This window comes from Massilia oculi (genome assembly GCF_003143515.1).
GTDB lineage: Bacteria > Pseudomonadota > Gammaproteobacteria > Burkholderiales > Burkholderiaceae_D > Telluria > Telluria oculi.
Genome location: NZ_CP029343.1, coordinates 5,793,134 through 5,817,236 on the forward strand (window position 1 = coordinate 5,793,134; position 24,103 = coordinate 5,817,236).

The 24,103-nt window shown below is 67.2% G+C and carries 21 protein-coding genes and 2 pseudogenes; 16 read left to right on the top strand and 7 right to left on the bottom strand.

The genetic code is table 11. The annotated features are described in order from the left end of the window. Positions 1–20: 20 nt before the first annotated feature. Positions 21–1,001, bottom strand: a complete 981-nt coding sequence (locus DIR46_RS25895; protein WP_109347807.1) for a sensor histidine kinase — start codon at positions 999–1,001, stop codon at positions 21–23. Between the two features lie 183 nt (positions 1,002–1,184). On the opposite strand from DIR46_RS25895, the gene queE reads away from it, so the two are divergent. From queE to DIR46_RS25940, 9 genes and pseudogenes are all read left to right on the top strand, one after another. Continuing rightward, positions 1,185–1,820 carry a 7-carboxy-7-deazaguanine synthase gene (queE, locus tag DIR46_RS25900; protein ID WP_109347808.1) on the top strand — a complete coding sequence of 212 codons (636 nt, stop codon included), beginning with the start codon at positions 1,185–1,187 and terminating at the stop codon, positions 1,818–1,820. Positions 1,821–1,835: 15 nt separating this feature from the next. Beyond that, entirely contained in the window at positions 1,836–2,279 is a 444-nt protein-coding gene (gene queD, locus DIR46_RS25905; protein WP_005670817.1) for a 6-carboxytetrahydropterin synthase QueD, read from the top strand. Beyond that, positions 2,279–2,803, top strand: a complete 525-nt coding sequence (gene tadA / locus DIR46_RS25910) for a tRNA adenosine(34) deaminase TadA (protein WP_109348159.1) — start codon at positions 2,279–2,281, stop codon at positions 2,801–2,803. Before queD ends, tadA begins: the two co-directional genes overlap by 1 nt. A 193-nt stretch (positions 2,804–2,996) precedes the next feature. After that, a complete protein-coding gene (locus tag DIR46_RS25915; RefSeq protein ID WP_109348160.1) occupies positions 2,997–3,926 on the top strand; it encodes an alpha/beta fold hydrolase in 930 nt (309 codons plus the stop codon). Continuing rightward, positions 3,923–4,840, top strand: a complete 918-nt coding sequence (ldcA, locus tag DIR46_RS25920) for a muramoyltetrapeptide carboxypeptidase (protein WP_109347809.1) — start codon at positions 3,923–3,925, stop codon at positions 4,838–4,840. The genes DIR46_RS25915 and ldcA overlap by 4 nt, the downstream gene beginning before the upstream one ends. A 110-nt stretch (positions 4,841–4,950) precedes the next feature. Further along, positions 4,951–6,549 carry an ABC-F family ATPase gene (locus DIR46_RS25925; protein ID WP_109347810.1) on the top strand — a complete coding sequence of 533 codons (1,599 nt, stop codon included), beginning with the start codon at positions 4,951–4,953 and terminating at the stop codon, positions 6,547–6,549. A 69-nt stretch (positions 6,550–6,618) separates the two neighbouring features. Beyond that, a complete protein-coding gene (nadA, locus tag DIR46_RS25930) occupies positions 6,619–7,758 on the top strand; it encodes a quinolinate synthase NadA (RefSeq protein WP_109347811.1) in 1,140 nt (379 codons plus the stop codon). Next, a pseudogene (nadC, locus tag DIR46_RS25935) lies at positions 7,755–8,617 on the top strand (carboxylating nicotinate-nucleotide diphosphorylase). The gene nadA and the pseudogene nadC overlap by 4 nt, the downstream one beginning before the upstream one ends. Before the next feature lie 22 nt (positions 8,618–8,639). Next, entirely contained in the window at positions 8,640–8,960 is a 321-nt protein-coding gene (locus DIR46_RS25940; RefSeq protein ID WP_109347812.1) for a hypothetical protein, read from the top strand. Here the strand turns inward: DIR46_RS25940 and DIR46_RS25945 are convergent. The 4 genes and pseudogenes from DIR46_RS25945 to nadB all read right to left on the bottom strand — a co-directional run bounded on the left by DIR46_RS25945 (position 8,957) and on the right by nadB (position 13,485). Further along, entirely contained in the window at positions 8,957–10,003 is a 1,047-nt protein-coding gene (locus DIR46_RS25945) for an alpha/beta fold hydrolase (RefSeq protein WP_229446432.1), read from the bottom strand. The genes DIR46_RS25940 and DIR46_RS25945 overlap by 4 nt on opposite strands. A 4-nt stretch (positions 10,004–10,007) precedes the next feature. Further along, a pseudogene (locus tag DIR46_RS25950) lies at positions 10,008–10,892 on the bottom strand (NAD-dependent protein deacetylase); the annotation flags it as partial. A gap of 78 nt (positions 10,893–10,970) precedes the next feature. After that, complete coding sequence (locus DIR46_RS25955; protein WP_109347813.1) at positions 10,971–11,876, bottom strand: DMT family transporter; 906 nt, start codon at positions 11,874–11,876, stop codon at positions 10,971–10,973. Between the two features lies 1 nt (position 11,877). Next, entirely contained in the window at positions 11,878–13,485 is a 1,608-nt protein-coding gene (nadB, locus tag DIR46_RS25960; protein WP_109348162.1) for an L-aspartate oxidase, read from the bottom strand. Positions 13,486–13,648: 163 nt separating this feature from the next. Between nadB and DIR46_RS25965 the strand changes: the two genes are divergently transcribed. Then, positions 13,649–14,143 (top strand): pyridoxamine 5'-phosphate oxidase family protein, encoded by a 495-nt coding sequence (locus DIR46_RS25965; RefSeq protein ID WP_109347814.1) that lies wholly within the window; start codon positions 13,649–13,651, stop codon positions 14,141–14,143. Between the two features lie 61 nt (positions 14,144–14,204). Further along, the gene (pnuC, locus tag DIR46_RS25970) at positions 14,205–14,774 is read left to right on the top strand and encodes a nicotinamide riboside transporter PnuC (RefSeq protein ID WP_205289205.1); all 570 of its coding nucleotides are present in this window, start codon (positions 14,205–14,207) and stop codon (positions 14,772–14,774) included. Here the strand turns inward: pnuC and DIR46_RS25975 are convergent, their stop codons facing one another. Continuing rightward, on the bottom strand, positions 14,775–15,176 hold the full coding sequence (locus DIR46_RS25975) for a hypothetical protein (RefSeq protein WP_109347816.1): 402 nt from the start codon (positions 15,174–15,176) through the stop codon (positions 14,775–14,777). It lies immediately after the preceding gene. Between the two features lie 183 nt (positions 15,177–15,359). Between DIR46_RS25975 and DIR46_RS25980 the strand changes: the two genes are divergently transcribed. Both DIR46_RS25980 and DIR46_RS25985 read left to right on the top strand, forming a co-directional pair. Beyond that, complete coding sequence (locus DIR46_RS25980) at positions 15,360–15,695, top strand: four-helix bundle copper-binding protein (protein WP_109347817.1); 336 nt, start codon at positions 15,360–15,362, stop codon at positions 15,693–15,695. An 81-nt stretch (positions 15,696–15,776) separates the two neighbouring features. Continuing rightward, on the top strand, positions 15,777–16,940 hold the full coding sequence (locus DIR46_RS25985) for a tyrosine-type recombinase/integrase (RefSeq protein ID WP_109347818.1): 1,164 nt from the start codon (positions 15,777–15,779) through the stop codon (positions 16,938–16,940). Between the two features lie 2 nt (positions 16,941–16,942). Here the strand turns inward: DIR46_RS25985 and DIR46_RS25990 are convergent, their stop codons facing one another. Continuing rightward, positions 16,943–17,221: a hypothetical protein gene (locus DIR46_RS25990; RefSeq protein ID WP_109347819.1), complete on the bottom strand. Its 279-nt coding sequence runs from the start codon at positions 17,219–17,221 to the stop codon at positions 16,943–16,945. Between the two features lie 208 nt (positions 17,222–17,429). On the opposite strand from DIR46_RS25990, the gene DIR46_RS25995 reads away from it, so the two are divergent. From DIR46_RS25995 to DIR46_RS26005, 3 genes are all read left to right on the top strand, one after another. Then, positions 17,430–19,208, top strand: coding sequence for an amidohydrolase (locus DIR46_RS25995; protein WP_109347820.1), 1,779 nt, complete (start codon positions 17,430–17,432; stop codon positions 19,206–19,208). 112 nt (positions 19,209–19,320) lie between these two features. Then, positions 19,321–21,474: a sensor histidine kinase gene (locus tag DIR46_RS26000; protein ID WP_109347821.1), complete on the top strand. Its 2,154-nt coding sequence runs from the start codon at positions 19,321–19,323 to the stop codon at positions 21,472–21,474. 8 nt (positions 21,475–21,482) lie between these two features. Then, a complete protein-coding gene (locus tag DIR46_RS26005; protein ID WP_109347822.1) occupies positions 21,483–23,966 on the top strand; it encodes a two-component system response regulator in 2,484 nt (827 codons plus the stop codon). The last annotated feature ends 137 nt before the right edge of the window (positions 23,967–24,103 follow it).

The following is a 24,103-nucleotide window of genomic DNA, read 5'->3' on the forward strand; positions in this document are numbered from 1 at the left end:
ACTTTGCAACGCCGGGCGGTTCAGGCGACCTTTTCGATGATGACGGGCAGCCCTGTGGGCGCATCCTGTACCGGATCGCGCACGGCCGCGCAGACCGGCACCGAGAGCGACCAGCGGGGGCGCCGCTCGGCGTTGGCGACCATCCGCAGCAAGCCGCCCATGGCGCGGATATGCTCGACCAGCTCGATGGGCAGGGCGGTCACGTCGTCGACCGAGCCGGCGCAGCCGTCGATCTCGAGGCCCAGCGTGCTGGCGCCTTCGAGCAGCCGCACGTGCACCTCGTGGTCCAGCGCAGCGCCGCTCCTGTTGGCGGCCCCGGCCAGCACGTCCTCCAGCACGCGGAATACGGCCAGCCGCGCCGCCCGGTCCTGGCTGGCGCGCGAACTCGGATCGACGCCGGCCTCGAAGCGATAGCGCAGGCCGTGACGATGGGCATGCTCGGCCAGACAGCGCTCCAGCGCCTGGCGCAGGCCGTCGCCGGGATTCGCGCCGCGCAGGCCGCCGGCGACGGCGCGCACCGCGTGGATGGCGCCGTCGATGCCGGCCAGCGCGCGTTCCAGACGGGCGGCGAGGACAGGGGACGCGTGGGCGCTTTCCCGCAGGCTCGCCATCTCGTTGCGCAAGCTCGCCAGGCGGCGGCCCAGCTCGGCCTGCAACTCGCAGCCGATCCGGGTCCGCTCGCCTTCGCGCACGCCTTCGTGCTGGCGCACCAGGCGGCACAGCACGTCGTGGTTATCGGCCAGCGCCTGGTCGGAGTGGCTGCGCGCCTCGCGCTCGGCGGCGAGCTGGTGCTGCAGCGCGCGCGCCCGCTCGTCGGCGGCGACGCTGCGGCGCAGGCCGATATAGGCCAGCACCAGGGCGGCGAGGGTGACCATGACGCAGGCCAGCACTTCCGGCGCAGTGCTGCGCCACGGCAGGGGCACCAGCGCATGCGCTTCGCTGGCCTCGACGGCGGGCGAAAGAATGGATAGGAAAACTAGGAAAACCGAAGACTTTATCATGGTCGCCCTCTTACCGGATTCGGAACATTCCGTAGGACGATACCGCCGGGTGGCTGTAGGAATATTGTTTCTTCTCAAGCCCCCTTGATGCGACACGTTTCGTGAAACGGCCGGGAGCGCAGCGCCGCGCTACCCGCCGCGCGACGCGCCGCGCTATAATGGAAGGTTGACGAGAGGCTTACCGTGACTTACAGCATCAAAGAGATCTTCTATACCTTGCAGGGCGAGGGCGCCCATGCAGGGCGGCCGGCCGTGTTCTGCCGGTTTTCCGGCTGCAACCTCTGGACCGGGCGAGAAGCCGACCGGTCGAGCGCCGTGTGCCAGTTCTGCGACACCGATTTCGTCGGCACCGATGGCGAGCGCGGCGGCAAGTTCAAGGAAGCGGACTTGCTGGCAGCCGAGATCGACAGCCTGTGGCCGACCAGTTATCCGGCCAGCAAATACGTGGTGTTCACCGGCGGCGAACCACTGCTGCAGCTCGACCGTCCCCTGATCGACGCCATGCATGCGCGCGGCTTCACCATCGCTATCGAGACCAACGGCACCCTGCCGGTGCCCGAAGGCGTGGACTGGATCTGCGTCAGCCCCAAAATGGGCTCGACGCTGGTGGTGCACAAGGGTAGCGAAATCAAGGTCGTCATCCCGCAGCTCGGGCAAGACCTGGCCGCCTATGAGGGACTCGACTTCGCGCACTTCTACCTGCAGGCGATGGACGGCCCGCTGGCCGCGCGCAACCTCCAGCTGGCGATCGAGACCTGCCGCGCCAACCCGAAATGGAAGCTCAGCCTCCAGACCCATAAACTTCTTCAGATTCCTTAACGATCCACACGCAGCATGTTGACCATTACCCGCAAGCTCGAATTCGATGCCGGACACCGGATTCCCGACCACAAGAGCCAGTGCCGCAACCTGCACGGCCACCGCTATACCCTTGAGATTACTCTGACAGGCCAGGTGATCGATTCCGATGGCAATTCCGACAATGGAATGATCATGGATTTTTCCGACGTGAAGGCCCTGGCAAAACAGCACTTGGTCGACGTGTGGGACCATGCCTTCATCGTGTACGAAAAGGATGACAAGGTGCGTGAGTTCCTGGCATCGCTGCCGGACCACAAGACGATCGTGATCGACCGCATCCCAACCGTCGAGAACCTGGCCCAGGTGGCGTTCGACATCCTGAAGGCCGTGTTCATCGACCGCTACGGCACCGGCCTGCGCCTGCACAAGCTGGTGCTGCACGAAACCCCGAACTGCTGGGCCGAGATCACCGAATGATGCCGGATCCGACCGTCCAGGCCGTCCAGGAAGCGCCGTCCGGGAGTGCGGAAGGGCGCTATATGGGCCTGGCCCTGGCCCAGGCGCAGCTGGCCTGGGACCGGGGCGAGGTGCCGGTCGGCGCCGTCGTGGTCAAGGACGGTGAGGTCATCGCGACCGGCTTCAACCAGCCGATCGGCAGCCACGACCCGACCGCCCACGCCGAGATCGTCGCCCTGCGCGCGGCCGCCGAAAAGCTGGGCAATTACCGGCTCCCGGGTTGCGAGCTGTACGTGACCCTGGAACCCTGCATCATGTGCTCGGGGGCAATGATGCATGCGCGCCTGGCCCGGGTCGTCTACGCGGCGCTTGATCCCAAGACCGGCGCCTGCGGCTCGGTCGTCAGCCTGTTCGGCGAAGACAGGTTGAACCACCACACCGAGGTGGTCGGCGGCGTCATGGCAGAGGAAGCCAGCGCCTTGCTCAAGGCCTTTTTTGTGGAACGCCGCAACGCGGCGCGCAAGCCGGCCGCAGGCCGGGAGTAAGCGGGGAGTAAGCGGGGAGTAAGCGGCGAGTAAGCGGCGAATAAGCCGGGAGAGCGCCCCGGGAGCATTCCATCAGCCGGAGCGCCATGCGCGCCAATAAGCTGTTATGCTGTTTTCACGACATAGGGATGTGAACCACGAACAGCAGCGGCGCCAGGCTGGCGCCAAACATTACGCGCTCCTGAGCTCCGCCATGCCCACCCTCCACGCCAACGGACTGCGCATCGCCTTCGACACCGCTGGCGACCCGAAAGCCGCGCCACTACTCCTGATCCACGGCCTCGGCATGCAACTGACCAACTGGCCCGACGAATTCGTCGAAGGTCTGGTCGAGCTCGGCTTCTACGTGATCCGTTTCGACCACCGCGACAGTGGCCTGTCGACCAAGTTCGAGCAGGCCGGCACCCCGAATCTCACTGTTGCGCGCATCAAGGCGGCACTCGGCTGGCCACTGCGCTCGCCATATGGCATCGACGATATGGCGGCCGACGCCGTCGGCGTGCTGTCGGCGCTGGGCGTGGCCCGGGCCCACCTGGTCGGCGTCTCGGCGCTGGGCGGCATGATTGCCCAGCAACTGGCGGCGCGCCACCCGCAGCGGGTGCTGAGCCTGACTTCCATCATGTCCACCAGCGGTCGGCGCGGCCTGCCCAGGCCGGGCGCGAAGGTTGCCAAGGCGCTAGCCAGCCGTCCCGCCAACCAGGCCGATCTCGACAGCGTCATCGACCACGCGGTGGGGCAGCTGCGGGCGCTGGGCAGCCCGTCCTATCCAACGCCGGACCGGCAATTGCGCAAGCGCGTCACGCGCTCCGTGCGGCGCTGCTACTGCCCCAGCGGCAGTGCGCGCCAGATGCTGGCGCTGCTGGCCGCCGGCGACCGCAGCGCGCTGCTGCCGGCGATCGCGGCGCCCACCCTTGTCATCCACGGCGCCGCCGATCCGCTGCTGCCGGCCGCCTGCGGCCAGGACGTGGCAAGCCACATCGACGGTGCGCGCCTCGAAATCATCGAAGGGATGGGCCACGATCTGCCGCCCCAGCTGGTCGAGCGCATCCTTGCCTTGATCGACTCCCATGCGCGGGGTAAGATGTTGCCAGATTCAACACCCCGGCTCTTCGTCAAACAGTGATCACCTCCCGTCCCGGCATCGCCATCGTGGCGCCAGCCGGCTGCATTCCCGAACCATCGGCGCTCGAACGCGCCATCGCGCGCCTCGAGCAGCAGGGCTTCCTGGTGCGTAATTACTACGACCACAGCTGCTCCTACCTGCGCTTCGGCGGCACCGACGACGCCCGCCTGGAACAACTGCACGCCGCCGTGGCCGACCCGGACGTGCACCTCATCATTGCCTTGCGCGGCGGTTATGGCGTCAGCCGCCTGCTGCCGCGCATCGACTTCGAGGCGATCGCCGCCAGCGGCAAGATCGTGGTCGGGTTTTCCGACCTGACGGCCCTGCACATGGGTCTGATGGCGAAGGCGGGCGGGCTCAGTTATGCCGGTCCGATGATCGCGGGCGACTTCGGCGCGCTCGAACCGGTCCCGTTCACGCTCGACGATTTCTGGTCCTGCCTGGCCGGCCCCACCCATACGATCACCGAGCGCGTCACCGGCAATCCGGCGCTCGACGTGCGCGGCACCGTCTGGGGCGGCAATCTGGCGATGATCGGCGCCATGCTCGGCACGCCATACTTTCCGCGCATCGACGCCGGCATCCTCTGGTTCGAAGATATCGCGGAACATCCGTACCGGGTCGAGCGCCTGCTGCTGCAACTGATGCAGGCGGGCGTGCTCGAGCGCCAGCAAGCCGTGGTGCTGGGCGACTTCTCGGGTTATCGGCTCGGGCCGCTGGACAATGGCTACGATTTCGACGCCATGCTGGCCTATCTGCGCCAGACCCTGCCGCTACCGGTATTGACGGGCCTTTCCTTCGGCCACATCGAGCGCCGCGTCACGATCCCGTTCGGCGCCCAGGGCCACCTGGTGTCCGATGCCGACGGCTTCCGCCTGACCTTGTCCGACTATCCGACGCTGGTCTGCGCCTGATCTGCGCGCCTGGGGCGTGCGCCGCTGTCCGGAATCCACCCTTATTCGCCCGGCAAGGCGCAGAATGGTAAAATAGCCGGTTAATCAAATATGCTTTTTGGGGTAATACAGTGCTATCCACAGCCAATATCACGATGCAATTCGGCGCCAAGCCGCTGTTCGAGAACATTTCCGTCAAGTTTGGCGAAGGCAACCGCTATGGCCTGATCGGCGCCAACGGCTGCGGCAAGTCGACCTTCATGAAGATCCTGGGCGGCGACCTCGAGCCGTCCGCCGGCAACGTCAGCCTCGATCCGGGCGAGCGCCTCGGTAAGCTGCGCCAGGACCAGTTCGCCTACGAAGACGTGCGCGTGCTGGACGTGGTCATGATGGGCCACACCGAGCTGTGGAACGCGATCGCCGAACGCGATGCGATCTACGCCAATCCGGAAGCGACCGACGACGACTACATGAAGGCCGCCGAGCTCGAAGGCAAAGTGGCCGAATACGACGGCTATTCGGCCGAGGCGCGCGCCGGCGAACTGCTGCTGGGCCTGGAAATCGGCACCGACCTGCACCAGGGTCCGATGAGCGCCGTGGCGCCGGGCTGGAAGCTGCGCGTGCTGCTGGCCCAGGCCCTGTTCTCGAATCCGGATATCCTGCTGCTCGACGAACCGACCAACAACCTGGACATCAACACGATCCGCTGGCTGGAAAACATGCTCAACGAGCGTAACTCCACCATGATCATCATTTCCCACGATCGTCACTTCCTGAACCAGGTCTGCACCCACGTGGCCGACATGGACTACGGCACCCTGAAGGTCTATCCGGGCAACTACGACGACTACATGCTGGCCTCGACCCAGGCGCGCAACCAGCAGCTGGCGAACAACGCCAAGGCCAAGGAAAAAGTGGCCGAGCTGCAGGACTTCGTACGCCGCTTCTCGGCCAACAAATCCAAGGCGCGCCAGGCGACCTCGCGCGCCAAGCAGATCGACAAGATCAAGATCGAGGAGTTCAAGCCATCGTCGCGCGCCTATCCGTTCGTGCGCTTCGAAGGCGAGAAGAAGCTGCACCGCCTGGCGGTGGAAGCCGAGAACATCTCGAAAGCCTATGACCGCCAGCTGTTCAAGAACTTCTCGATCATGGTCGAGGCGGGCGAACGCATCGCGATCATCGGCGCCAACGGCGCGGGCAAGACCACGCTGCTGCGCTCGATCGGCGGCGACCTGTGCGGCCTGCAGCCGGACACCGGTCGCGTGAAGTGGGCCGAGAACGCCAATCCGGGCTATATGCCGCAGGATCCGACCGAGGAATTCGCCAGCGGCGAGACGCTCACCGACTGGATGGGCAAGTGGACGCAAGAAGGCGACGACGACCAGGCCGTGCGCTCGATCCTGGGCCGCCTGCTGTTCGGCGGCGACGAAGTCAAGAAGTCGGTCAAGGTGCTGTCGGGCGGCGAGAAGGGCCGCATGATGTACGGCAAGCTGATGCTGGGCCGTCACAACGTGCTGCTGCTGGACGAGCCGACCAACCACATGGACATGGAATCGATCGAATCGCTGAACATCGCGCTCGACAAATACGCCGGCACCCTGATCTTCGTGTCGCACGACCGCGAGTTCGTGTCCTCGCTGGCCACCCGCGTCATCGAGATCCGCGAGAACGACGTGGTCGACTTCCAGGGCAACTACGAGGAATACCTGCGCAGCCAGGGCATCGACTGATCGACAGCCAGACATCGGTTCGAAGGAGGGCGGGGCCTCGGCCCCGCTAAGGCGAGGAGACGCGCGAGCATGAATGCCGTAACAGTACCAATCAAGACCTATGAATACGACCGGCCCCAGGCCGGCATGGCCTGCACCGCCGAGGCGTGGGCAAAAGTCCCGAGCGCACCGGAAATGGCCGAGCGCGCCGAACTGAAGGAACGCATCCGGCGGCTCCTGAAAGAGAAGGGCGCCGTGCTGGTGGCCCACTATTACGTGGACGCCGACCTGCAAGACCTGGCCGAGGAAACCGGCGGCTGCGTCTCCGATTCGCTGGAGATGGCGCGCTTCGGCCGCGACCACCCGGCCCAGACCCTGGTGGTGGCCGGCGTGCGCTTCATGGGCGAGACCGCCAAGATCCTCAGCCCCGAGAAAACCATCCTGATGCCCGACCTCGACGCGACCTGCTCGCTCGACCTGGGTTGCCCGGCCGACGAGTTCGCGGCCTTCTGCGACCAGCATCCGGATCGCACCGTCGTCGTGTACGCCAACACCAGCGCCGCCGTGAAGGCGCGCGCCGACTGGATGGTGACCTCGTCGATCGGCCTGGACATCGTGGCCGAGCTGCACGCCCAGGGCAAGAAGATCCTGTGGGCGCCCGACCGCCACCTGGGTTCGTATATCCAGGCCAAGACCGGCGCCGACATGCTGCTGTGGCAGGGTTCCTGCCTGGTGCACGACGAGTTCAAGGGCATCGAGCTCGACCTGCTGAGGGCCGAATACCCGAATGCGAAGGTGCTGGTGCATCCGGAATCGCCCGCCAACGTCGTGGCCCAGGCCGACGCGGTCGGCTCGACCACCCAGCTGATCAACGCGGCCCAGACCATGGACGCGCTACAGTTCATCGTCGCCACCGACAACGGCATCCTGCACAAGATGCGGATGGCGGCGCCGGGTAAAACCTTCATCGAGGCGCCAACCGCCGGCAACAGCGCGACCTGCAAGAGCTGCGCGCACTGCCCATGGATGGCCATGAACGGACTGCGCAATCTTGCCGAGGTGCTGGAATCGGGCGCCAACCAGGTCCACGTCGAGCCGAGCGTGGGCCTGCAGGCGAAACGCGCCATCGACCGCATGCTCGATTTCGCCGCCGCCAAGCGCGCCAAGGCGCTGCCGACCGGCAAACTGGAAAACAATGCCCCTATGTTCTCGGGGGTAGGACCGGCATGACGCTACTTACGAATCCCCACGCCCAGTTCGACGACAAGCTGCAGGCCGCCTTCGAACAGAACATCCTGGCCGCGCTGCTGGAAGACGTCGGCACGGGCGACCTGACCGGCAAGCTGGTCCCAAGCGATACCCTGGTGACCGCCCGCGTGATCGTGCGCGAAGCCGCCGTGCTGTGCGGCGCCCCGTGGTTCGAAGGGCTGATGCTGGCGGTCGACCAGGACACCGAGATCGACTGGCACTACGCCGAGGGCGACCTCATGGCGGCCGACTCGACGGTGTGCACGATCCGCGCCAATCCGCGCTCGCTGCTCACGGCCGAGCGTGGCGCGCTGAACTTCATGCAGCTGCTGTCGGGCGTGGCGACGGCCACCCGTCGCTACGTCGACGTCGTTGCCGGCACCAATGCGGCGATCCTCGATACCCGCAAGACCTTGCCGGGCCTGCGCCTGGCGCAAAAATATGCGGTGCGTGTCGGCGGCGGCAAGAACCAGCGCATGGCGCTGTATGACGGCATCCTGATCAAGGAAAACCATATCGCAGCGGCGGGCGGCGTGACGGCCGCGCTGGGGCGGCAGCGCGCCTTAACTCCGGTGCGCCGGTGCAGATCGAGGTCGAGACCATCGCCCAGCTCGAAGAAGCGCTGGCCGCCGGCGTCAAGTCGGTCCTGCTCGACAATTTCGACCTGGCGCGCATGGTTGAAGCGGTGAAGGTGAACGCCGGCCGTGCGCTGCTGGAAGCGTCGGGCGGCATCAATATGGAGACCGTGCGCGCGATCGCCGAAACGGGCGTCGACCGCATCTCGATCGGCAGCCTGACCAAGGACGTGCGCGCGACCGATTACTCGCTGCGCATCATCTGAACCATCATTCTTTCAGTATTTCATGACCACTTCCGACAAGTTGAAACGTTCGCTCGGCTTTCGCCTGTTCTGGCTCGGCTTCGGCCTGCTGCTGGGCGTGCCCCAGCTCCTCGACGGCATCATGTACGGCATGAAGGGCGAGCTGTTCTTCGGTATCGGCATGCTGCTGGTCGGCATCCGCGGCTTCCTGCGCCCGGTGGTGCTGGGCCGCGCGATGGCGCTCAAGCGCGACGACTCGGCCGAGGCGTCGTCGATCGGCTCGACGGCCGTGCATGGCGCGCTGTCGCTGGCGATGGCGGCGAGCTTGTTCGCTGGCCTCGCGATCAAGCTCGGTAACAGCTAAACCCCGCTTTCGCCGGCCGCCGCCTCCGCATTTTCACGCGCACTCGGCAAGTGGGCCGGCACGCCAACCAGGGACGCGATCGCATCGATCGCTCCCAGCACCTTCCCCGGTTCCGCGTAATGCAGCATATGACCCACGCCAGGCGTGACCGACAGCTCGCTATGGCGTAGCGCCGCGTGCAAGCGCTCGGCATTGTGCGCGCAGTCGCAGACCGCATCCTGGGTGCCGGACAGGATCTGCACGGGGACCTTCAGCCTTCCAAACCGCCGCGCCAGGGATATCGCTGCCGGCACCATCAGGCTGCCATCGGCGGTATTTGCGCGCAATTGGCCGGGACGCAGGGACATCCATGGAGACACTGCGCGAAAGCGCTCGGACACCGGCAAGGGCGCGAACGCGCGCCCGACCGCGGCTGGCCAGATCAGGCGTCCGGCGAGCGGCGCCACGGTGTAGCGCAACGCGTCGCCTACCAGCGGGATGGCTGGCGGCGCGCCGACCATCACGTCCATGCGCACGCTGGGATAGTAGTAGCCCGAGACCAGCACCAGCCCGCGAACGAACTCCGGCACCTGCAGTCCCATGTTCAGCGCCACCAGCGTGCCCCAGGAATGGCCGGTGACGATGGCGCTGTCCACGTTCAGTTCCTGCAGCGCGTGATGCAGCAGGCGCGCCTGCCGGTCCGGGGTCCAGACCGTGCCGCGCGGGCGCTCGCTGTAGCCGAAGCCGGGGCGGTCGAAGGCGATCACCCGGTAGTGTTCGGCGGCGGCGTCCAGCAGGCCGCTGTGTTCCCAGTCGGTGGCGTCGACGCCATTGCCGTGCAGGAGCACCAGCACCGGCCCCTTGCCGCGTTCCAGGTAATGCAGCTTGACGCCGTCGACCGTGATGAAGCTGCCCGCCGGCGGGTGGTCGCGTTCGGCGCGCCGGGACTTGGCGCGTACCACCAGCCAGGACGCCAGCAGGCCCAGGCCGGCGATGGCGACGCCGGCCGACAGGCGGCGCGTGGTGCGCGCGTTGTCGCCAGTGCTTCGATAAGTGCTGATCACATGGTCCCCGATGGTCGATAAGGTCAAGTGGCGGCGCTGGCCGGTTCGCATCCAGCAGCCGCGCCACGTGCGGCAGGATCTGCTCGGCCGAGGCCTCGACCTTGAGCGCCAGCATGTCGTCCGCGCGGGTGCGGCCGAGGTTGATGGCGGCGATCGGCTTGCCCGCCGCCTGCGCCAGCCGGCAGAAGCGGAAACCCGAATACACCATCAGCGACGAACCGACCACCAGCAACGCGTCGGCCGCCTCCATCTGGGCCAGTGCGCAGGCCGTGCGGCTGGGCGGCACGTTATCGCCGAAAAACACGACGTCGGGCATCAAGACCCCGCCACAGTGGACGCAGGCGGGAATGGCGACGCCGCTCACGGCATCGGGATCGAGCGCCGCGTCGCCGTCGGGCAGCGGGGTGGCCATCGCCTGCAGCAGGGCCGGATTGGCGAATTCGAGCTGGGTCTGCACGAAAGCACGGGGAAAGCGCGCATGGCAGGCCAGGCAACTCACATGATGGATATTGCCGTGCAATTCGAGCAGGGCGTGGCTGCCGGCCTGCTGGTGCAGGCCGTCGACGTTCTGGGTCAGGATGAAACCGAGCTTGCCGGCCGCTTCGAGGGCGGCGAGCGCCCGGTGCCCGTCGTTGGGCCTGGCGCGCGCCAGCAGCGGCCAGCCGACCATGCTGCGCGCCCAATAGCGGCGCTGGATCGCCACGTCGCGCCGGAACTCCGGACCCTGGATCGGCAGGCGGCCGCGGCGCACGCCGTCACGGTCGCGGTAATCGGGGATGCCGGAGGCGGTCGACAGGCCGGCGCCGGTCAGGACCAGGGTACGAGGGTGCCTTGCCAAGAAAGAGGCCAGCGCGTCGACGCCGTCTTGAGTGCTGAGACCTTCTGCCATGCCGCTTTTTCCTCCCATGCATGGGATCGTAACATCGGCAATCGGAACACTACACACGATTCCCCGGGTCAGCGCCGCTTATCTGGCGGATACCGCGATCCCGCCCACGATCATGCCGAATGCCACCACATGATACAGGTGCGGCGCCTCGCCGAGAAACGCCGACGACAGCAGCGCGGTGAACAGCGGCGTCAGGTTGATGAAGAAGGCGCCCAGGCTCGGCCCGGCGCGCTGCACGCCGGCGCCCCAGCAGCGCATGGCGATGATGGCCGGGCCGATCGCCACGTACAGCAGGGCGGCGACGACCGGCCAGCTCCAGGCGATGTGCACGTCCTGGATCGCCCATTCGCCGCCGGCCAGCGCGGCCGACCACAGCACGCCGAACCCGACCTGGGCCAGCAGGAAGGCGGCCCAGTCCGCACGCAGCGCGGGCACGTCCTTTTGCTGCATCAGCAGCCAGCTATAGAAGGACCAGGCAATGGTGGCCAGGATCATGTACACGTCGCCCGACACCAGCCGCAGCGCCGCCAGCTCGGCCAGCGAGCCGCGGCACATCACGACGAGCACACCGGCGATCGACAGCACCGCTCCCGCGACCTGCCTGCGCTTGACCGGGATGCCGAAAAACAGCCGCCCGACCAGCAGCATCCACACCGGAACGCCGGAGGCGACCAGGGTCACGTTGATCGGGGACGAACTCTGCAGCGCCAGATATTGCAATGAGTTGTACAGGCCGACGCCCAGCAGGCCGAGCATGCTGTAGCGCTTCCAGTTGGTCAATACACCGCTGCCGGCGCGCAGGGCGGCCCGCCCCAGCGGCAGCAGCACCGCCAGCGCGATCGACCAGCGAATCAGGTTGAGCGTCATCGGCGGCACCGCGTCGCGCACCAGCCGCCCGACGATGGCGTTGCCGGCCCATAGCACGGGCGGGATGGTCAGGAGCAGGGCGGTGGCGGGGTTCAGCCGGTAGCCAGGCGTCGACATCTCAGCGGCGGCGCGGCGTCAGGACGCTCGGCAGCGCCTTCGGCAGGGTGTCCGGGAAATCGCGCGAATAGTGCAGGCCGCGGCTTTCGTGGCGCGACAGCGCGCTCTTGACGATCAGGTGCGCCACCTCGACCAGGTTGCGCAGCTCCAGCAGGTCGGGCGTGATGCGGAAGTTGCGGTAATACTCGTCGATCTCTTCCTTGAGCAGCTTGATGCGGTGCTCGGCCCGCTCGAGGCGCTTAGTGGTGCGCACGATGCCGACGTAATTCCACATGAAACGGCGCAGCTCGTCCCAGTTGTGCGCAATGACCACTTCTTCGTCGGCATTGGTGACCCGGCTTTCGTCCCAGGCCGGCAAGGCCGGATGCTCGACCGGGCTGCTGCCAGCAATATGCTCGGCGCAGGCGCGCCCCACCACCACGCATTCCAGCAGCGAATTGCTGGCCAGGCGGTTGGCGCCGTGCAGGCCGGTGCAGGCGGTTTCGCCCACCGCGTACAGGCCGGGGATGTCGGTGCGTCCGGCCAGGTCGGTGACCACGCCGCCGCAGGTAAAGTGCACGGCCGGCACGACGGGGATCGGCTCGCGCGTGATGTCGATGCCGAGCTCCAGGCAGCGCGCGTAAATCGTCGGGAAGTGCTCCTTGAGGAAGGCCGGATCCTGGTGGCTGATGTCCAGGTCCACGTGATCCAGGCCGCGCTTCTTCATCTCGAAGTCGATCGCGCGGGCGACGACGTCGCGCGGGGCCAGTTCGCCGCGCTCGTCGTGGGCCGGCATGAAGCGGGTGCCGGCCACGGCGCCGGCTTCGCGCGGCAGCTTGAGCAATCCGCCTTCGCCGCGGATCGCCTCGGTGATCAGGAAGGATTTGGCGTAGGGATGGTACAGGCAGGTCGGATGGAACTGGATGAACTCCATGTTCGACACCCGGCAGCGGGCGCGCCATGCCATGGCGATGCCGTCGCCGGTGGCGGTGTCGGGATTGGTGGTGTACAGGTAGACCTTGCCGGCGCCGCCGGTGGCCAGCACCGTGTGTTCGGCCTCGAAGGTCAGCACCTGGCCGCTCTCGATATCCTGCACATACAGGCCATAGCATTGCGGCTGGCCCACCAGCGCCGGCGCGCCCAGCTTGTCGGAGGTAATGACGTCGATCGCCACGTGGTGCTCGAACAGGGCGATATTCGGATGCGCGCGCACCTTCTGTTCCAGGGTCACCTGCACCGCGTGGCCGGTGGCGTCGGCGGCATGGATGATGCGGCGCTGGCTATGGCCGCCTTCGCGGGTCAGGTGGAAGCCCAGTTCGGCCGTGGCGTCGCGGGTGAACGGCACGCCTTGCTCGATCAGCCATTCGATCGCGGCGCGGCCGCCCTCGACGATGGTGCGGGTCGCGCCTTCGTCGCACAGGCCGGCGCCGGCGACCAGGGTGTCGTCGATGTGCTGGTCATGACTGTCGCCCGAATCGAGGACGGCGGCGATCCCGCCCTGGGCCCAGCTGCTGGCGCCATCGCGCAGTGCGCGCTTCGAGATGATGGCGACCTTGCGGGTCTCGGCCAGGTGCAGGGCAACGGACAGGCCGGCCAGGCCGCTGCCGACGATCGCGACGTCAAATTTCATGGCAATGTCATATTTGTACAGAGGCATCACTATAAGCCATTTGTGGTCTTTACGTCAGGCCCGGGGAAGGTGTCCACCTTGCTGATCAGTGTACGGCCGCGCACCGAGAGGCGGCCCGCAGGCACGTTAGGATGAGGTTTTAGCCACCCATCAAGGACATACCATGACCGCAGACCGTCACCACGCAGCCGCGCTCGCCGACAGGATCGGCTCGATGCGCTTCGCCATGTTCACCTTCCGCGACCAGTACGACCACCTGGTCAGCCAGCCGATGACCAAGCAGGACATCGATGCCGAAGGCGGCCTGTGGTTCTTCGTCAATTCGACCACCGAACTGTGGGACAGCATTGGACACCAGCCCGAGGTCAACGTCAGCTTCGCCGACAACGAGAACAGCACCTATGTCTCGGTCAGCGGCCGCGCCGAACGGGTGGTCGACCGGGCGCAAGTCCAGGCCCGTTGGAATCCGATGGTGCAGGCCTGGTTCCCGGCCGGCCCGGAAGACCAGCACGCCGTGCTGGTGCGGGTCGATCCGCATGCCGCCGAATATTGGGACTCGAACGACAGCAAGATGGTGCGCCTGTTCGCCATGGCCAAGGCGGCCGTGACCGGCACCCAGCCGGACGTGGACGGCGAGCACGGGACCATCAAGCTGTAATTCTTGCAGCAGGGCACACGTCTGCCTTACAGTAGCGCTCCCGAATCCTGGAGCGCACATGATCCCGAGCCCGCTCGAACTGGCGGCCAACGCCTTCACGGCCGCCGCCATCCTGCTGGCTGGCCGCAACCACGTCCACACCTGGTGGACGGGCATCGTCGGCTGCACGCTGTTCGGCGTGTTGTTCGCCCAAAACCATTTATATGCCGACGTCGTGCTGCAGATGTTCTTCGTCGGCACCGGGGCGCTGGGCTGGTGGCGCTGGCTGCACGGCAACAACGGCGCGCCGCTGCCGATCACCCACGCCGGCTGGCGCAGCCTGGCATGGATGATCCCGGCCGGGATCGCCGCCACCGCCGCCTACGGCGCCTTGCTGCATTTTTATACGAATGCCTACGCGCCCTTCATCGATTCGGCGGTGCTGGTGTTCAGCGTCATCGCCCAGCTCCTGATGATGCAGCGGCGCATCGAGAACTGGCCGGTGTGGCTGCTGGTCAATACCATCGCCGTGCCGTTGTACTACAGCCGCGGGCTCTACCTGACGGCCTTTCTTTACCTGTGCTTCTGGGTCAATGCGATCGTGTCCTGGGTGTGGTGGACCAGGCTGGCCCGCCGCCAGGCGGGCGCTTGATCACGGCTGGGCCGGCGGCAGATCCCGCTCGTCTTGGTTCCCGCCTGTCTCGGGCGTCCCCAGGCCGGTCTCCCTTGGCCCAGCCTGGCTGGCGCGGGTATCCTGGGCGCCCGGATTGGCATGGGTCATCGCCGCATCCACCGATTCCGTGCGCGGCGCCGCATCGAGCGTCTCGACATTGACGTCGGCCGTGCCGGGCGCGAGTTCTTCGGCGCCGTCCGGCGCGTTGACGTAGGGGCCGGACTGGTTGCGGGTCAGGCCCGGTCCACCGTTGCCGCCGGTCTCGGTCTGGCTCTCATGGCTGGGCGTGGCGCCTTGTTGGCCGCTGGTCTGGCCGCCGACGCCGACGGTCACGGCGCCGTCGTCCGGTTTGCCCTGGGGTGTCGATGTGGATTGGGTCATCTAAGCCTCCTGTCATGTTGGTTTGTGATCCACCGATGGTGGCCGCTCGGGGGCGGCACGGGTATCGGCGGCGGTAGGGAATTGCTGTAGGAGCGTGGCGCATGAACATGCTCGCCGGTATCGTGCGCGAACGGCGCCGGTCGAATGTTAGGGTGGCCCCATCAACCATTTCTGGAGACTGCCATGGAAAGCCCCGACTACGCCGCCTGCATCGCGGCCTGCAATGCCTGTGCCGACGCCTGCGACCGCTGCGCCGGGGCCTGCCTGCGCGAGGAAGACGTCAAGATGATGGCGCGCTGCATTGCCCTCGACATCGACTGCGCCCAGCTGTGCCGCCTGGCGGCGGCCGTCATGGCGCGCGGCGGCGAGAGCGCCGCAGCCCTGTGCGGCGTCTGCGCCGAGGCCTGCGACCGCTGCGCCGAGGAGTGCGCAAAGCACCCGATGGACCACTGCCAGGCATGCGCCGCGGCCTGCCGCGAATGCGCCGACGCATGCCGGCGCATGGCCGCGGCCGCTTAATACGGATCTGTCCGATATCCCTTCCTGTGCCGGAGACGTGGTGCTATACTGTATATCCATACAGTTCTTTATTGCGCCACCATGCCCGTCTTTCTGCCGATCGACCTTGACCCGCTGCCCACGGAACATCCCGACCGGGCGGCGGCAAGTCGTCCGGATACGGGCATCTTCTCCGGCGTGCACGACGAACCGGTCACCTCGGCCCGCAACGACGCCGAACTGGCGCGCGAGTACATATCGCACGGCGAACTGAGCCCCAAGTCGATCGCCAACCTGCAAAAGGAGCTGTACCGCTTCCTGACCTGGTGCCGCGAAGAAGCGAAAAAGACCTTCCAGCAGCTGAACGTGGCCGACCTGAACGCCTACAAGGAGTTCATCCGCAACCCGCCACCGGAATGGGTATGCACCACCAAATGGCCGCGCAACGATGCGCGCTACCGCCCATTCTCCGGCCCGCTGTCCGACACCAGCCGGCGCCAGTCCATGATCGCCATCAAGGGCTTGCTGGCATTCGCCGAGCACACCGGCTACCTGCGCCGCAACCCGGCGCGGCTGGTGCGCAATGTCCGGGCGCCGCATGCCGGCCGCATCACGCGCTACCTGACGCCGGCCGCGCTGGCCTATGCGCTGGCTGCGGCCGAGGCGCGCGACGCCGATTCCGAAGCCGCGGCGCGCCAGCGCGCCCGCGACCGTTTCCTGCTGATCGCCTTCGCCCAGACCGGCGCGCGCCTCAACGAGATCGTCAGTGCCCGCATGGGTTCGATCTACAGCGAGGGCGACGGCCGCTGGTGGCTGGATGTCCTGGGCAAAGGCAACAAGCCGCGCCGGCTGCCGGTGCCGCCGGCCACGCTGGCCGCCTATCGCGACTACCGGCGCGCCTTCGGCCTGCTGGAGCAGACCAGCCGCGGCGACCATATGCCGCTGGTGCTGTCGAGCCGCACGCGCGACCACGTGCGCGTCACCGACGAGGCGGCGTCCGAGGCGCTGAAGGCGATCTTCCAGCTGGCCGCCAGCGAGGCGGCGGCGCGGGGCGACGGCGACAGCGCGTCCATGCTGCGCCAGGCGTCACCGCATTGGCTACGCCACAGCATGCTGACCAACCACGCCAATAGCGGGGTGCAGCTCAAGACCCTCCAGGACACGGCCGGCCACGCCAATATCGCCACCACCGCCGGCTATCTGCACAAGACCGACAAGGAACGCCACGACGAAATCCTCGGCGCCGGCGGCAAGGGCATTCTGTAGAGTCAGACCGGGATCGACGAGGTCCCGCCATCCGAGCTGCCGTAATTCTGCAACTCGTCGAGTGACAGACGGCGTTCGTTCAGCGCCGCCACGATCGAACCCAGCTGCTCATCGTCGGGCTGGATATAGATGATGCGCTGCTCGAGCAGATTGTCCCAGTACGGCGTGTACGGCACGGCGGTCTCGGTCATCACCTTCGCCTTGAAACTGCCATCGTGCAGCTCGCCGACCAGGGTAATGCGCGCGGTATCGGGGGCGGTATTCTGGACCGTGATGTTCATGCTCTTCCTTTGAGTGATCAGTTCGTGTGGGTCCATTGTCACGCAGCCAAGGATCGCATGCAAACCGCCGTCGGCCTTCCGTGCGCACCCTCAGCGTCCCGGCCGGGACGGTCGATGAAATCGAATGCCATCGTCAAAATTATCCGCTTTTCAACATTGGTGGCGACGACCGATACTGGACGCTGTCCAACCAACACGGAGTCAAACCATGAATCAACTCGCCCTCGCACTGTTCGCCGCCGGCATCCTGGCCGCGTCGACCGCCCAGGCCCAGGCCGACCTGATCATCACCAACGGCAAGATCGCGACCATGGCGGGGGAAGGTGAAGGGAAGGAAGAATTCGTGCAGGCGCTGGCGGTCAAGGACGGCAAGATCGCCGCCACCGGTAGCAACGAGCAGGTATTGCGCCTCAAACGCAAAGACACCCGGGTCGTCGACGTCGGCGGGCGCACCGTGATCCCGGGCCTGAACGACTCCCACACCCACGTGATCCGCGCGGGCCTGAACTACAATATGGAAGTGCGCTGGGACGGCGTGCGCAGCCTGAAGCGGGCGATGGAAATGCTCAAGGAGCAGGCGGCGCGCACGCCCGAGGGCCAGTGGGTCAAGGTCGTGGGCGGCTGGACCGAACACCAGTTCGCCGAAAAACGCCTGCCCACGCTGGCCGAGATCAATGCCGCGGTGCCCGACAAGCCGGTCTTCATCCTCTATTTGTATGGCAAGGCCTTCCTGAACCGGAAGGGCATCGAGACGCTCGGCTATACCAAAGAGACGACATACCCCGAGGGCGAACTGGAACTCGACGCCGCCGGCAAGCCGACCGGGCTGCTGCTGGCCAAGCCGAACGCCATGATCCTGTACTCGACCCTGGCCAGGACCAACAAGCTCGATCGTGCCGACCAGCGCAACTCGACCTTGCACTTCTACCGCGACCTGAACCGCCTGGGGATGACCAGCGCCGTCGATGCCGGCGGTGGCGGCCAGGCCTATCCGGACGATTACGGCGTGACGATCGAACTTGCCAAAGAGGGCAAGCTCAGTGTGCGCACCGCGTATTACCTGTTCGCCCAGAAGGCCGGCAAGGAGCTGGAAGACTACGAGCGCTGGATCGGGATGACCAAGCCGAACCGCAACGACCACCTGTTCTACGCCAACGGCTTCACCACCGAGGGCGCAGGCGAGAACCTGGTCTCGAGCGCGGCCGACTTCGAGAACTTCCTGGAGCCGCGGCCCGAGCTGCCGCACCATATGGAAGACGAACTCGAGCGCGTGGTGACCCTGCTGGTCAAGAACCGCTGGCCGTTCCGCATCCACGCCACCTATGGCGAAAGCATCGAGCGCGACCTGGCCGTGATCGAAAAGGTCAACCGCAGCACGCCGCTGGCCGGCCTGCGCTGGATCGTCGACCACGCCGAGACGGTGACCGACGACCAGCTGAAACGCATCAAGGCGCTGGGCGGTGGCGTGGCGGTGCAGAACCGCATGTACTTCCAGGGCGAAGCTTACCGGGCGCGCTATGGCGCCCAGACCCGGCAACTGCCGCCGATCCGCAAGATGCTCGAGCTGGGCCTGCCGGTGGGCCTGGGCACCGACGGCACGCGGGTGAGCAGCTATGGTCCCTGGCCGTCGATCTACTGGGCTGTGACCGGAAAGACCGCCGGCGGCCTGGCGACCTGGCAGGCCAGGGACGTGTTGACGCGCCACGAAGCCCTCAAGCTCATGACCCGCGGCAGCGCCTGGATGAGCGGCGAAGAAGACGTCAAGGGCAGGCTGGTCGAAGGCCAGTACGCCGACTTCGCGGTGCTGCCGCAGGATTATTTCACCATGGACGTGGAGAAGATCAAGGACCTGGAAAGCGTGCTGACGGTGGTGAACGGGCAGGTGGTGTATGGCGCTGGCCAGTTCGAAACACTGTCCCCGGCGCTGCCGGCGGTGTCCCCGGCCTGGAGTCCGGTGCGCCAGTTCGGCGGCTACCAGAACCGCTGACCCTGCTTGTATCGGCAGGCGGGGCGGCGTAGGGTGAGGTCCTCAGGAGGGCATCCCCATCGCCGCGCACAACTTCCGTCGCCGCGCCCCGACCATCCGTCAATGGCTGGCCATGCTGCTGGCGGCCTTCACGGTCCCGACCACGATTGCCGTGGTCGCACTGTTCCTGCATTCCTATGGCCGGGAGCAGGCCGGGATCGAGCGCGCCTCGCAGGACGTCGCGCGGGCGCTGATGCTGGCCATCGATCACGAGCTGGGCAGCGCCCAGGCCGCGCTGCAGGCGCTGGCGACCTCGCCCAGCCTCGACAACCATGACCTGCGCGCCTTCCACGCCCAGGCGATCGAGGTGCTGCAATCGCGCCCGGGCAACGTGCTGGTGGCGTCAAGTCCAGACCTGCGCCAGGTGATCAATACAGGCCGGCCGTTCGGCGCGCCGCTGCCGCACCACGGCGATCCCGGCGAAATCCGCAGCGTGTTCGAGACTGGGCGCCCTGCGGTGTCGGACCTGTACGTGGGCCCCACCGTGAACCGCCTGCTCAGCAGCGTCGACGTGCCGGTGGTGCGCGCCGGGGAGGTCCGCTACGTGCTGTCGATGCAGTACTACGGCGAGCGCCTGGGAGCCATCCTCGAACGCCAGCAGGCGCCTCCCGGCGCCACCGTCACGATTTACGACGGCAACGCCCGCACCGTGTGGAGCAGCCGCGGCGGGCGCGCCGAGGTAGGCCGACGCGCCAGTGAGGCGCTGGCGGCCGGATTCGCGCTGGGTTCCGAAGGCACGGTCGACGAGGCCGGCGGGGTGACCGTGTTCAGCCATTCGTCGCTATCCGCCTGGACGGTGGCGATCGCCCGGCAGCGCAGTGCGCTCAATGCCAATCTTTGGCAATCGCTTGAATGGATCGTCATCGGTGGGTGCGCCCTGCTGGCGCTGGGCGCCGGCCTGGTAGCACTGATCGGCACCCGCATCGAGGCGGCGCTGCGCGGCCTGGTGCATCCCGCCATCGCCCTGGGCCATGGCGAACAGGTGGTGCTGCCACCGCTGCCTTTGGACGAGGCGCTGGACGTTGGTCACGCCCTGGTCCAGGCCGCCGCGCTGCTGCACGAGCGCACCGTCCAGCGCGACGAGGCCGAGCGCGCCGAACGGATGCTGCGCGAGGCCAAGCGCGCGGTGGAGCGCAATGAAGCCTTCCTGCGAGGCATTTTCGAGGAATCCCCGGACGGCATCCTGCTGGTTGGCCACGACGGCCGGGTGACGCGCGCCAACGTCCAGGCCGAGCGCATGTTCGGTTACGCCGCCGGCGCGCTGGAAGGGCTGGCGCTGGATGCGCTGCTGGTGGAAAGCGGGGAGTCGCCGACCTCGGTGTACGAGCGCATGCGCGCCGCCCCGGCCAGGAGCGGCATGGCCGGCACCACCCACCTGCGCGGCCTGCGGCCCGACGGCCAGGCCTTCGCGGCCGACGCCATGGCCAACCCGCTGCCGGAGCGCGCGCTCCTGATCGTGACCGTGCGCGACGTCAGCGCCGGCTGGGAACAGGAGAAAGCGCTGCGCCAGGCGTTCAAGGACAAGAGTACCCTGCTCAAGGAGCTCTATCATCGCGTCAAGAACAACCTGCAGCTCATCGTCAGCCTGTTCAACCTGCAGGCGCGCACCATGGAAGAGGGGCGGGAGCGACAAGCCCTGCTGGAAGCGGCCGATCGGGTGCGCGCGATGGCGCTGGTGCACGAACGCCTGTACCAGTCGCGCTCACTCGGCACCATCCGCCTGGACGACTACATGCGCGAGCTGTGCGACCAGCTTGCCAACGCCGCCTCTGCGCGGGAACGCGGCATCGCCCTGGCGCTCGACGCGGCGCCGGTCGAGGTGGGACTCGACGTCGCGGTACCGCTGGGCCTGCTGCTCAACGAGATCGTGTCGAACAGCCTCAAGCATGCCTTTCCTGACGGGCGCGCCGGGGCCATCCGCATCAGCCTGGCGCCGTTGGCCGGCGCTGCGCAAAGGGGCGACGACACCCTGCAACTGGTCGTCTGCGACGACGGGATCGGACTGCCACCAGAAGCCGAACGAACTTCGCGACCGACCTTGGGTCTAAAGCTGGCTGCGGCCCTAAGCGAACAGTTGCTCGCCAGCCTCACGTTCGAAAACCGTGACGGCGCCTGCGTGTCGCTCACCTTCCGCGCGCGCGGCCATGGCGGGCACGATGCCGGTCCGGTACCCGATTCGTCGTCCCGTCCGTCGCTCGCGGGCGCCGACGATTCCATTCCTGGATAGGGGGCATCATGCTCCAGTTATTGCCCGACACCCTGCAGGACGCGCCGAGCCTGCTGGTGGTCGAAGACGAAGCGGTGGTCGCCATGGACATCGCGGGCCAGCTGCGCGACATGGGCTACCGTGTCTGCGGCTGCGTCGACAACGGCGTTGACGCCATCGCGCAGGCACGCGCCCGTCAGCCCGACCTGGTGCTGATGGACGTCGTGCTGCGCGGCGAGATGGACGGCATCACCGCCGCCGCCGCGATCGGCGCCGAACTCCATATTCCGATCCTGTTCCTGACCGCGTACAGCGACGACCAGACCGTCGAGCGCGCCACCCATGCCATGCCCTATGGCTACCTGACCAAGCCGTTCCAGGCGCGCGAACTGCGGGCGGTGATCGAGGTCGCCTTGCGCAAGGCCGAACTGGAGCGCGCGCAGCGCGACAACGAGCGCTGGCTCGGCTCGGTTCTGCGCGGCGTCGGAGACGCGGTGATCGCCACCGACGCCGCGGGCCGGGTGGGCCTGGCGAATCCCGCGGCCGAGGACTTGCTGGGCACGCGACAATTGCGCGGCCGGCTCGCCGCCGACGTGATCCGCCTCGAGGACGCTGCCGGCACCGTGGTCGAGCTGACACGCCTGGAGGGCGCTTCCCGCAGCGGCGCAGCGGTGCTGGTGACCCTTGACGGGGTGCGGATCCCGGTGGATTTCTCCGCCGGCCCGATCTGCGACGAACGCGCATGCCGGATGGGGACCGCGATCGTGCTGCACGACGAGCGCGAACGCGTCGCGGCCGAGCTGCGCCTCGCGCGCAGCGAGCAGCGTTTCCGCAGCGCCTTCGACCAGGCGCCCCTCGGGCTGGCGCTGGTTAACCTCGACAACCGTTACGTGCGTGTCAACCGCGCGATGTGCCGCCTGCTGGGAGCGCCAGTCGACGAGCTCGTGGGCGCCGCGCAGGATGCCTTCGGCGACAGCGTCGACAACGCGATCGAGCGGGAGTACCAGCAGGACCTGCTCGCAGGGCGCAGCGACGCGGTCCAGTACGAACGGCGCTACCGGCCGAAGGACGGGCGCACCGTATGGGCGCTGGTCTCGGCCACGCTGCTGCCGACCAACCACGAGCCACAGCAGTTCCTGATCCAGGTGAACGACGTCACCGAACGCAAACGCGCAGAGGAAGAGCTGGCCCACCTGGCCCATCATGACGCCCTGACCGGCGTGGCGAACCGCGCGATGCTGGGCGAGCAGGTCGAGCGCGAGCTGGCGGTGGCGCGCCGTCGTGGCGCCCGCCTGGCGGTGGTCTTCATCGACCTCGACTATTTCAAGCACGTCAATGACAGCTATGGCCACGAGGTCGGCGACCTCGTGCTGAAGGAGCTGGCGACCCGCCTGGTTCGCGGCGTGCGCGCGATCGACATCGTCGGCCGCATGGGCGGCGACGAGTTCGTGGTGGTGCTGTCCGAGGTATCCGACGCGCATGACGTGATCAAGCTGACCGGCAAGCTGCGCCATGAATGCGCTCGTCCGCTCCACTGCGGGAGCCACGAGGTGCGACTGGCCGTCAGCATGGGCGTGAGCCTGTTCCCCGACGACGCGCAGGATTTCCGCACGCTGCTGCGCTTCGCCGACAGCGCCCTCTACCACGCCAAGGGGGAGGGCCGCAACAACGTCCAGTTCTACCGGCCCGAGCTCACGGCGCGCATGGAGATGCGGGTGCGGCTGGTTGTCGGCCTGCGCACCGCCCTTGAGCGCGGCGAACTCGAGATGTTCTACCAGCCGATCGTGGCACTGGCCGACGGCCTCCCGTCCGCCGCCGAAGCCCTGCTGCGCTGGCGCCATCCCGAACTGGGCCTTTTGATGCCTGACCTGTTCCTGCCGGTGCTCGAGGAATCGTCGGTGAGCGAGGAGATCGGCGCCTGGACCATTCTCGAAGCATGCCGCCAGGGCGCGCGCTGGAACGCCGACGGCGCACCCGGCCTGCGCATGGGTGTGAACGTGACGTCGGCCCAGTTCAAGTCCGGGCGCCTGGTGCCGGTGGTCGAAGCGGCGCTGCGCGCCTCCGGCCTGGAACCGGGTTGCCTGTGCGTCGAGATCACCGAACAAAGCCAGCTGGCCGACACCGAACAGACCCGCGCCACCCTGGCCGCGCTGAAATCCATGGGCGTGCTGGTGGCGATCGACGATTTCGGCACCGGTTACTCGTCGCTGGGCTACATCAGCCGCCTGAAGCCCGACGAGCTCAAGATCGACAAGTCGCTGGTGACCGGCGTCGACACCGACGCCGAACACGCGGGCCTGGTGGTGGCCGCGCTGGCCATGGCGCGCAGCCTGCGCCTGATGGTGGTGGCCGAAGGCGTCGAGACCGAGGCCGAGCAGGCCTTCCTGCAGGCCCACGGCTGCGACATGGCCCAGGGCTTCCTGCATGCGCGTCCTATCCCGGCGCCCGAGTTCGAGGCGTGGCTGGCGGCGGCCGGCCACGTGAACAGGCCCGGCGGGGCGCCGGCGCATTGATCGTCAGTCTGGACCCAGGCTTACGTGGCTGCCGACGATCGGTCCGAGGGGGGATGATCCGACAGACGACGTTGGCTGGAGGGGAAGGGCGCCGGCGGTTACGGCATTGTCGAAGCAGGCGACATCAATGATCGCGC

Excerpts from the sequence above, each read along its gene's own strand:
- nadA (WP_109347811.1), top strand. The coding sequence starts at position 6,619 with ATGAATGCCGTAACAGTACCAATCAAGACCTATGAATACGACCGGCCC.
- DIR46_RS25955 (WP_109347813.1), bottom strand. The coding sequence starts at position 11,876 with ATGTCGACGCCTGGCTACCGGCTGAACCCCGCCACCGCCCTGCTCCTG.
- DIR46_RS25995 (WP_109347820.1), top strand. The coding sequence starts at position 17,430 with ATGAATCAACTCGCCCTCGCACTGTTCGCCGCCGGCATCCTGGCCGCG.
- DIR46_RS25965 (WP_109347814.1), top strand. The coding sequence starts at position 13,649 with ATGACCGCAGACCGTCACCACGCAGCCGCGCTCGCCGACAGGATCGGC.
- DIR46_RS26000 (WP_109347821.1), top strand. The coding sequence starts at position 19,321 with ATGCTGCTGGCGGCCTTCACGGTCCCGACCACGATTGCCGTGGTCGCA.
- DIR46_RS25895 (WP_109347807.1), bottom strand. The coding sequence starts at position 1,001 with ATGATAAAGTCTTCGGTTTTCCTAGTTTTCCTATCCATTCTTTCGCCC.
- DIR46_RS25985 (WP_109347818.1), top strand. The coding sequence starts at position 15,777 with ATGCCCGTCTTTCTGCCGATCGACCTTGACCCGCTGCCCACGGAACAT.
- DIR46_RS25990 (WP_109347819.1), bottom strand. The coding sequence starts at position 17,221 with ATGAACATCACGGTCCAGAATACCGCCCCCGATACCGCGCGCATTACC.
- DIR46_RS25940 (WP_109347812.1), top strand. The coding sequence starts at position 8,640 with ATGACCACTTCCGACAAGTTGAAACGTTCGCTCGGCTTTCGCCTGTTC.
- queD (WP_005670817.1), top strand. The coding sequence starts at position 1,836 with ATGTTGACCATTACCCGCAAGCTCGAATTCGATGCCGGACACCGGATT.
- DIR46_RS25975 (WP_109347816.1), bottom strand. The coding sequence starts at position 15,176 with ATGACCCAATCCACATCGACACCCCAGGGCAAACCGGACGACGGCGCC.
- tadA (WP_109348159.1), top strand. The coding sequence starts at position 2,279 with ATGCCGGATCCGACCGTCCAGGCCGTCCAGGAAGCGCCGTCCGGGAGT.
- DIR46_RS25980 (WP_109347817.1), top strand. The coding sequence starts at position 15,360 with ATGGAAAGCCCCGACTACGCCGCCTGCATCGCGGCCTGCAATGCCTGT.
- DIR46_RS25915 (WP_109348160.1), top strand. The coding sequence starts at position 2,997 with ATGCCCACCCTCCACGCCAACGGACTGCGCATCGCCTTCGACACCGCT.
- DIR46_RS26005 (WP_109347822.1), top strand. The coding sequence starts at position 21,483 with ATGCTCCAGTTATTGCCCGACACCCTGCAGGACGCGCCGAGCCTGCTG.
- nadB (WP_109348162.1), bottom strand. The coding sequence starts at position 13,485 with ATGAAATTTGACGTCGCGATCGTCGGCAGCGGCCTGGCCGGCCTGTCC.